The sequence below is a fragment of the Mixta tenebrionis genome, assembly GCF_006517625.1.
Lineage (GTDB): Bacteria > Pseudomonadota > Gammaproteobacteria > Enterobacterales > Enterobacteriaceae > Mixta > Mixta tenebrionis.
Genome location: NZ_VHQI01000055.1, coordinates 1 through 528, shown reverse-complemented (window position 1 = coordinate 528; position 528 = coordinate 1). Strand labels below are relative to the sequence as shown.

General features: G+C 35.8%; 1 protein-coding gene. It reads right to left on the bottom strand.

All coding sequences use genetic code 11. The annotated features are described in order from the left end of the window. Positions 1–108 precede the first annotated feature (108 nt). A partial coding sequence (locus FKM52_RS22060; RefSeq protein ID WP_246085576.1) for a hypothetical protein occupies positions 109–528 on the bottom strand: 420 nt, incomplete at its 5' end.

Genomic DNA, 528 nt, shown 5'->3' with positions numbered 1-528 from the left:
GGTGTTTTATTATCGGGTATGCTATAAGCCCAAAGGCCGTTCAGATCTTGCGTTTCAGCAGCGCCTGTTATTTCTTCATATTCTTTCTCTGTCAGCATATTTTTTACCTCATTTTAATTTTATTTCTACATGAAAACCATATTTATTCGCTACTTTAGCGAGACGTTTACTATGGTCTATATCTATTGTCCACCTGACATTTTTATTAGATGATGAACGATTTCTTAATGTTATTATTGTACTATCTTTCAGTTTTGCTTTGTAAATTCCTGGGTTAACTTCGGTTAATTTTTTACTACCTGCCAGTTCTTGAGCATAATCAAAAATCTGTTTATCTGTTAGTTGAGTGCTGTCAAAGATTTTAGTTGTCCCATACCGATTGCTTTCTGGCTCTTGTTTAAGTGTTTCTCCCTCAATAGTTAAAGTTTGAGTTGGTTTATTTTTATCAAATACTTCGGCAAGTTCATCCAGGCGTTGTTGCCGTTTAGTTTCAATGACACTGACCGTCATCACATACACCGGCTCCAC